Below are 8,557 nucleotides of genomic sequence, written 5' to 3' on the forward strand. Positions count from 1 at the left end.
TTGGGTAGTGACGGGGTGCTGTGCGGGGGGGGCGCGGAGGGTCGACGCGCATGGCGCGTCGCTACGGGGAGCGGCGGCGGGGCTTTGGGTGGGCGGCGCACGCTTGGGCGTAGCGCTCGGTGGCTGCGGCGAGTTCGATTTCCTTCAACTGGCGATCTCCAGGTAGGAGGAACCATCCTCTGATGCAGCTGAAGTCGCGTAGGGCGATTTGTACGTGGCTGTCGCGATGGAAGCCTGAGCTGGGTGCGATTTCTACGCCTTGGCGGAATGCGCCGCGGACGGCTTGGAGAGTGCCTCTGGTCTGCAGTTCATCTCGTCTCGTGTGGATGAAATCAAACACCGAGCGATCGAGTCCACGCAGAAGTACTTCCTGATCCTGCTTGTGTGCGGGGACGTTGATCGGTGGCGTCCGTCCGCTCTGCAGAAACGCGCCCTGTAGAAGAAGGTAGGCGTCTTCAAACTCCAGCCGGCCTGCTCTGGTCGTCATGTCGAGGCATCTCTGCACGCTGAAGAGGCAGCCCACGACGGCTGGTGTGGCAATAGGGCGGGCGGTGAGTCGCCGTTCGGGTTGGAAAGATGCGCTTTCTGCGAAGGAGCGCGCGCGCTCCTCATCGCCCTCAAACATGTAGAAGCCCGGCCCTAGCCAGTCGTACTGGTTGTTGCTCTCTTCGGGCTGCAGTCGCCCTGACACCAGCCCGTCGCGAACCGTGACGTCGCATCCGTGATAGCCGACCATCAGGTGACCGTCGATCATTTGTACTTCGAGCTCAATCGGCCTGAGGGCGTTAGAATTCCGGCCTTGTAGAGGATCCTGAGCGAGTCCTCCAGCGTCATGCTGCCGTAGATGTATTGAAGCTCCTCTTCAATGCTATCGAAATGCCGATGGAAGGTCGGCCCAGAATTGGCAGGTCGTCTTGAGGTGGATTGCGCACGCTTGACGACGGTGGTCTTGCGCGCGGGTTTTTTGACGGGGGTCTTTTGGGTGGCCATGGCTGGATCGTACGCCCGGGGTTTGGGCGGTTCAGCGTTTGGCGTGTCGGATGTTGCGCGGTGAGATTGCCGGGGTGGCTGGAGGCCTTGGTGCGCTTGCCTTTCGGCATCGCTTGGGCCGGCCAACGGCCGGCGCTACCGGGTGACGGTTCCAGCAGGCTCGGGCGCGATTCCAGCAGGAACGGTGTCGATTTCGGCAGGGCGTGCCGTCAATCCATGCCCAGCTTTTTCAGCTTGTAGCGCAGCGCACGGAAGGTGATGCCCAGCTGTGCGGCGGTGCGGGTTTTGTTCCAGCGGTTCTCTTCGAGTGCCTTCTGGATCGCGGTGCGCTCCATCTGCTCGATGTACGAGGGCAGGGCACCGCTGCCGGCGGGCAGGTCAACCACGGCTTCTTCGTGCGTAGCGGGAGCGGCGGTGGCACCGGTCTGGCGCGGTGCACCCGGCTGCGGCAGGCGCAGGTCGCTGGCGCTGATGGTGTCGCCCTCGGCCAGGGCCAGGGCACGCTCGAGGATGTTTTCCAGTTCGCGCACGTTGCCGGGGAAGTGGTACAGGCCCAGTGCGTCCAGTGCCGAAGGGGCGAGCAGCGGGGTGGGGCGACCGTGGGTGCGGGCGAGACGGGCGAGGATCGAGGCGGCGAGCTGCGGCAGGTCGCTGCGGCGCTCGCGCAGCGGCGGTACGCGTAACTCGATCACGTTGATGCGGTAATACAGGTCGTGGCGGAAGCGTCCGTCATCCACCAGCTCGCCCAGGTCCTTGTGGGTGGCCGAAAGGATGCGCACGTCCACCGGGATTTCGGTGGCGGCACCGACTGGGCGGATCGACTTTTCCTGGATGGCGCGCAGCAGCTTCACCTGCATCTGCAGCGGCAGCTCGGCGACTTCGTCCAGGAACAGGGTGCCGCCATGCGCGGCCTGGAACAGGCCGGGCTTGTCGGCGTGGGCGCCGCTGAAGCTGCCCTTCTTGTGGCCGAAGAACTCGCTTTCCATCAGCTCGGACGGAATCGCGCCGCAGTTCACCGGCACGAAGGTGCCAGCGGCACGCGCGCTCTGCGCGTGGATGGTGCGAGCCACCAGCTCCTTGCCGACGCCGGATTCGCCGAGGATGTACACCGGGGCCTGGCTGCGCGCGACCTTTTCAATGGTGGTCCGCAGGGCGTCCATCGCGGCCGACTCGCCCAGCAGGCGGGTGGTCTGCTCGCTGGTCATCGGTGGCGGGGCGGGGCGCTCGGTGTTGTTCAACTCCAGCGCGTGCTTGACCAGGCCGCGCAGCACGGCAATGTCCACCGGCTTGCTGACGAAGTCGAAGGCACCGGCCTTCAGGGCTTCCACCGCGAGGTCCATGCTGCCGAAGGCGGTGATCATCGCCACCGGCGTGCGGGGGTAGTGCTGGGCGATCTCGGTGACCAGCTCGATGCCGTTACCGTCGGGTAACCGCATGTCGGTGATGCACAGGTCGTACGGATTGCTGGCCAGCAGTTCACGGGCCTCGGCGAGGTTGGCGGCAGTGCTGATCCGCAGGCCCATGCGGCCCAACGTCAGTACCAGCAGTTCGCGGATGTCGCGTTCGTCGTCGACAACGAGGGCGCTGCGGTTTTCGTTCATGGGAGTGAAGATAGCCGAGGAAGGTTGCTAACGACAAATCTTTGACAGTTGTTGCTCGTTTTTAACGATTGGAACAGGCCCGCGTGTCATTCCGGCAACATGGTGTGCGGGCCCGGCAGGATCAGGCGGAAGCAGGCCCCGCCAGCAGGCACGGACACGTATTCCAGCCGCGCCTGGTTGGCCCGGCACAGTTCGCGGGCGATATACAGGCCCAGCCCGGTGCCGTGCTCGGAGGTGGTGAAGAACGGGCGGAACAGCTGGCTGGCCACTTTTTCCGGAATGCCGGGCCCGCGGTCCATCACATCGATCACCGCCGAACGATCCATCCGCGCCACGCGCAGGCGGACCCGGGCCGGCTCCTGGCCGGTGCGGCCGTACTTGAGCGCGTTGTGGACCAGGGCGGTCAGGATCTGGTGCAGGTGGCGCGGGTCGATCAGGCCATGCACCGACGACTCGGTGATGATCGGCTCCACGCTGTCGGTTTCCAGGGTCAGGCTCTGCTTGTAGTCCAGCACGAAGCGGCGCACGAACGCGGCCAGGTCCAGGTTTTCCGGGTTGGCGCGCTCGCGTCGGGCCAGGCCGAGCACGCTTTCCACGATGCCGTTGGTGCGCTGGCACTGCTGGTGGATGATCTGCAGCAGGCGGCGGTCGGTGTCGGTGATGACGGTGGATTCTTCCAGCAGCTGCGCGGCGTAGTTGATCGCCGCCAGCGGGTTGCGGATCTCGTGGGCGAGGCTGGCCGAGAAGCGGCCCATCGCCGAGAGCGTCAGGGACTCCGCGCGTCGCGAGACCACGCTGGAGTCGTCCAGGAACACCAGGGTGAGGTCGCTGCCGGCCAGTAGCCGGGCGAAGCGCGGCTGCACCTCGGGCTGGTCGGGGGACAACTGCAGCGGGGTTTCCTCGTTGTTCCAGCCGTTGCGCCAGCGCTGCAGCCGGCGCAGCAGGTCAGGGGAGGCGCTGGCCAGTTCCAGCTTGCCGGTACCGCTGTTGCCGTCGTTGTCGCCGATCAGGGTGCTGGCGGCCTCGTTGGCCAGGGTGATTCGGTTGCTGCCATCGACCACCAGCACGCCAGTGCGCATCCGGCGGATGATCAGTTCGTTGATCTCGAACAGGTTGGCCACTTCCTCGCCGCGCTCGTTGGCCAGCTGCTGGTTGCGGCGCGCGCGGTTGCCGACCTGGTAACTGACAAAAGCCAGCGCGAGGTAGCTGGTGATGAACATCGCCAGCTCGGCCAGGGTGCGGGTGGGGTCACCGTTCTCCAGCACGTTCCAGACGTACTCGCCGGCGGTGGCGGCGGCGGCGGTCAGGGCCAGAGTCAGGCCGAGCGAGAGCGGCAACAGGGTGGAGGCGGCGGCGATGTTGAACAGCAGCGCCATCGAAAGCCCGGCGCTGGCACCGGGCAGGGCATGGGCGAGCAGGGCGGTGGCGATGATGTCCACCACCACGCTGCCGACCACGATGGGGCGCAGCCAGCGCTCGCTGCGCCCGGCGATCAGGATGAGCAGGGACAGGCCGAGGTAGGTGCCGCTTACCACCGCCGCCAGCCGCGGGTGGGTGGAGTCGCCGACCAGGGTTGCCAGCGGGCTGAACAGCAGTGCGGCGATGACCGCGGCGATCAGCACGCGGTACAGGGCGAAGAAATACAGCTCCCGCCTCGGCAAGGATTCGATGCGGTCGATCAGTGAAGCGCTGGGTGACACGCCGGAACTCCCCTTCTGGCTGGGGACCAGTGTAGAGGGTGACGGGGGCCGTGAGCAGCGCGCGATCGGGGTGCCGCGTGGGCCGGCCAACGGCCGGCGCTACCGGTGCCTACCCCCTGCTTCGTGCGCGGAACCTCCCGGCGCGGGCGAGGTCCCCCGTCCGCCCGCAATCGCAACTGTCTGAAAAATCGCCGGAATCGGTCCGGAACTGGCCGATCTGGCCTCCTGTCTTTGCGCCGTCGCCTTCGCTCGTCCACAATAGTGGGCCCGCCGCGGTCCCCAGCCGGCGCCCTGTCGAGGGAGCCTGGAAGCGCGTGCGGTCGTTCCTATTCCCACGGTGACGCATGAATTTCCACGAATACCAGGCAAAACAACTGCTTGCCGAGTACGGCATCCCGGTCCCGGCCGGCAAGGTCGCGGCTACTCCGGACGAGGCGGTTGCCGTCGCCCAGTCGCTGGGCCAGGGCCCCTGGATGGTCAAGGCGCAGATCCACGCAGGCGGCCGCGGCAAGGCCGGCGGCGTCAAGTTCTGCAAGACGGTCGACGACGTGAAGGCCGCTGCGGCCAAGATGCTCGGCACCAAGATGGCCACCTACCAGACCGCCGGCGTTGAACTGCCGATCAACCTGGTGCTGGTGACCACCGCCGGTGAGATCGTCAAGGAGCTGTATCTGTCGGTCCTGGTGGATCGTGGCACCCGCACCATCAGCTTCATCGCTTCGTCGGAAGGCGGCATGGAGATTGAACAGGTCGCCGCTGAAACCCCGGACAAGATCCACACCCTGAATGTGGACTTCGTGGAAGGCGTGCAGGGTTACCACGGCCGTGACATCGGCTTCAAGATGGGCCTGACCGCCAAGCAGGCTGGCCAGTTCGCCAACATCATGGTCAACCTGTACCGCATCTTCAACGAGAAGGACCTGGCGCTGGTTGAAATCAACCCGCTGGCCATCCTCGACGACGGCAATCTGTACGCGCTGGACGGCAAGTTCAACAGCGACGACAACGCCAGCTTCCGTCACAAGGCGCTGGTCGCCATGCGCGACAAGTCGCAGGAAGACGAAACCGAAGTGACCGCTTCGGAGCTGGACATCAACTACGTCACCATGGACGGCAACATCGGTTGCATGGTCAATGGTGCCGGCCTGGCCATGGCCACCATGGACGTGATCAAGCTCAACGGCGGCGAGCCGGCGAACTTCCTCGACGTGGGCGGCGGTGCCAACAAGCAGCGCGTCATTGAAGCCTTCAAGCTGATCCTGTCCTCGGACAAGGTGGAAGGCATCTTCGTCAACATCTTCGGCGGCATCGTCCGCTGCGACATGATTGCCGAAGGCATCATCGCTGCAGTGAAGGAAGTGGGCGTCAAGGTGCCGGTCGTGGTGCGCCTGGAAGGCACCAACGTGGAAGAAGGCAAGCAGCTGCTGCGTGACAGCGGCATGGCCATCATCCCGGCTGACAACATCAACGACGGTGCCAAGAAGGTCGTTGAAGCTGTCAAGAACGCCGCCTGATCCCGCCACCAAGGAATTCTCATGTCTGTTTTGATCAACAAGAACACCAAGGTGATCGTGCAGGGCTTCACCGGCCAGCAGGGCACCTTCCACGCTACCCAGATGATCGAGTACGGCACCCAGGTTGTGGGCGGCGTCACTCCGGGCAAGGGCGGCACCACGCATATCGACCTGCCGGTGTTCAACACCGTGGCCGAAGCCGTGCAGAGCACCGGCGCTGACGCGTCGGTCATCTACGTCCCGCCGCCGTACGCCGCTGACGCGATCCTGGAAGCCGCTGCTGCCGGCATCAAGGTCATCGTCTGCATCACCGAAGGCATTCCGGTGCTGGACATGCTGCGCGTGGACAACGTGCTGAAGAAGTCCTACCCGAACACCGTGCTGATCGGGCCGAACTGCCCCGGCGTGATCACCCCGGGCGAATGCAAGATCGGCATCATGCCGGGCCACATCCACAAGCCGGGCAAGATCGGCATCGTGTCGCGTTCGGGCACCCTGACCTATGAAGCGGTCGCCCAGACCACCGCTGTGGGTCTCGGCCAGTCCACCTGCATCGGCATCGGTGGTGACCCGATCAACGGCCTGAACTTCGTCGACTGCCTCAAGCTGTTCAACGAAGACCCGCAGACCGAAGGCATCATCATGGTCGGCGAAATCGGCGGCGACGCTGAAGAAGCCGGTGCCGAGTACATCAAGGCCCACGTGAAGAAGCCGGTTGTCGGCTTCATCGCCGGTGCGTCGGCTCCGGCCGGCAAGCGCATGGGCCATGCCGGTGCGATCGCCTCGGGCGGCAAGGGCACGGCGGAAGGCAAGTTTGCCGCCATGGAAGCTGCTGGCGTCGTCACCGTGCGTTCGCCGGGCGACCTGGGCGCTGCCATCGCCAAGCTGGTCAAGTAAGACACGAAGCGTCTTACTGTAGCGCCGGGCTCTGCCCGGCTGAAAACGCCGCCTTCGGGCGGCGTTTTTATTTCCGCAATACAATGGGTCATTGCAACCACTGGCACGACCTATGACCTCGATCCGCATCGCGATGGCGCAGTTTGATTTCCCGGTCGGGGCCGTCGCCCAGAACACCGACAACATCATCGCGATGATCGCCGAGGCGCGCGATGAGTTCGGGGCTGAGCTGGTGGTGTTCCCGGAACTGGCGATCAGCGGCTATCCGCCGGAAGACCTGCTGCTGCGGCCAGACTTCCTGTACGACTGCGAGCAGGCGCTCAAGCGCATCGCCCAGAGCGTGCAGGGCGTCACCGCCGTGGTCGGCTGGCCGCAGAGCGCCGGCACCGTGGTCTACAACGCTGCCAGCGTGCTGCAGAACGGCAAGGTGCTGCACACCTACCGCAAGCGTGAGCTGCCTAATTACGCGGTGTTCGACGAGCGTCGCTACTTCGACGTCGACCCGGACGGCGGCAGCTGCGTGTTCGAACTCAAGGGCGTGCCGGTGGGCGTGCTGGTCTGCGAAGACCTGTGGTTCCCCGAACCGCTGGCCGACACCGTGCGCGAAGGCGCAGAGCTGGTGGTGGTGCCGAACGCGTCGCCGTACGAGCGCGGCAAGCACGCCCAGCGTGACGCGCTGCTGGCCGAGCGCACCCGCGAAAGCGGCGCGGCGCTGGTGTATCTCAACACCGTGGGCGGCCAGGACGCGCTGGTGTTCGACGGGGCGTCGGTGGTCGCCAATGGCGACGGCACCGTGCATCCGGCGGCAGCGGCCTTCACCGACCAGTGGCTGGTGGTGGACTACGACGCCGCCACGCGCAGCTTCCTGCCGCGCGAGTGGATGGACGACGGCGACGAAAGCATGGACGCGCTGGCCTGGCGTGCGGTGACCCGCGGGATCCAGGACTACTGCCGCAAGAATGGCTTCAAAAAGGTCTGGCTGGGGCTGAGCGGCGGCATCGACTCGGCGCTGGTGCTGGCCATGGCGGTGGACGCGCTGGGCGCGGAGAACGTCACCGCCGTGCGTCTGCCGTCGCGCTACACCGCCGGCATGTCCAACGACCTGGCCGCCGAGCAGTGCCGCGCACTGGGGGTGAAACTGGAGGCGGTGTCGATCGAGCCGGTGTTCGAGGGCTTGATGAATGCACTGGGCCCGATGTTCGAAGGCCAACCGGTGGACGTCACCGAGGAAAACCTGCAGTCGCGCGCGCGCGGGGTGATCCTGATGGCGCTGTCCAACAAATTTGGTGGGCTGCTGCTGACCACCGGCAACAAGAGCGAGTATTCGGTGGGTTACGCCACCATCTACGGCGACATGTGCGGCGGCTACGCCCCGCTGAAGGACCTGTACAAGACCGAAGTGTTCGGTCTGTCCAAGTGGCGCAACACGGTAGGCGGCGCACCGGTGATTCCGCCGGCGGTGATCACCCGTCCGCCATCGGCCGAGCTGCGCGCGAACCAGACCGACCAGGATTCCCTGCCGGCCTACGACGTGCTGGACGGCATTCTGTACCGCTACGTGGACCAGGAGCAGTCGCGCGAGGAGATCGTGGCGGCGGGGTACTCGCCGGACGTGGTGGACCGCGTGCTGCGCCTGGTGCGCACCAGCGAGTGGAAGCGCCACCAGGCCGCACCGGGCCCGAAGGTATCGCGGCGCGCGTTCGGGCGCGAGCGCCGGTATCCGATCAGCAACGGCTACAAGGGCTGACCCACGCCGCCACGCCCTGCGTGTCCGAACAATGTCCGCCCCATCCGTAGAGCCACGCCCTGCGTGGCTGATCGCGTTCGTGCGCTGCGCAGCCACGCAGGGCGTGGC

The 8,557-nt window shown here is 65.7% G+C and carries 7 protein-coding genes; 3 read left to right on the top strand and 4 right to left on the bottom strand.

Features of this window, described 5'->3' with window-relative positions:
* Positions 1-61 precede the first annotated feature (61 nt).
* From QMX83_RS18165 to QMX83_RS18180, 4 genes are all read right to left on the bottom strand, one after another.
* Positions 62-754, bottom strand: coding sequence for a hypothetical protein (locus QMX83_RS18165; protein ID WP_282298044.1), 693 nt, complete (start codon positions 752-754; stop codon positions 62-64).
* Positions 751-990, bottom strand: a complete 240-nt coding sequence (locus tag QMX83_RS18170) for a hypothetical protein (protein ID WP_282298045.1) — start codon at positions 988-990, stop codon at positions 751-753. Before QMX83_RS18170 ends, QMX83_RS18165 begins: the two co-directional genes overlap by 4 nt.
* Before the next feature lie 209 nt (positions 991-1,199).
* Positions 1,200-2,591, bottom strand: coding sequence for a sigma-54 dependent transcriptional regulator (locus QMX83_RS18175; RefSeq protein ID WP_282298046.1), 1,392 nt, complete (start codon positions 2,589-2,591; stop codon positions 1,200-1,202).
* Between the two features lie 86 nt (positions 2,592-2,677).
* Positions 2,678-4,291 carry a HAMP domain-containing sensor histidine kinase gene (locus QMX83_RS18180; RefSeq protein WP_282298047.1) on the bottom strand — a complete coding sequence of 538 codons (1,614 nt, stop codon included), beginning with the start codon at positions 4,289-4,291 and terminating at the stop codon, positions 2,678-2,680.
* 344 nt (positions 4,292-4,635) lie between these two features.
* On the opposite strand from QMX83_RS18180, the gene sucC reads away from it, so the two are divergent.
* The 3 genes from sucC to QMX83_RS18195 all read left to right on the top strand — a co-directional run bounded on the left by sucC (position 4,636) and on the right by QMX83_RS18195 (position 8,449).
* Entirely contained in the window at positions 4,636-5,805 is a 1,170-nt protein-coding gene (gene sucC / locus QMX83_RS18185) for an ADP-forming succinate--CoA ligase subunit beta (protein ID WP_282298048.1), read from the top strand.
* Between the two features lie 21 nt (positions 5,806-5,826).
* Positions 5,827-6,702, top strand: a complete 876-nt coding sequence (gene sucD / locus QMX83_RS18190; RefSeq protein WP_282298049.1) for a succinate--CoA ligase subunit alpha — start codon at positions 5,827-5,829, stop codon at positions 6,700-6,702.
* A gap of 112 nt (positions 6,703-6,814) precedes the next feature.
* Complete coding sequence (locus QMX83_RS18195) at positions 6,815-8,449, top strand: NAD+ synthase (RefSeq protein WP_282298050.1); 1,635 nt, start codon at positions 6,815-6,817, stop codon at positions 8,447-8,449.
* Positions 8,450-8,557: the final 108 nt, after the last annotated feature.

The sequence above is a fragment of the Stenotrophomonas sp. PS02289 genome (genome assembly GCF_029960115.1).
Taxonomy (GTDB): Bacteria; Pseudomonadota; Gammaproteobacteria; order Xanthomonadales; family Xanthomonadaceae; genus Stenotrophomonas.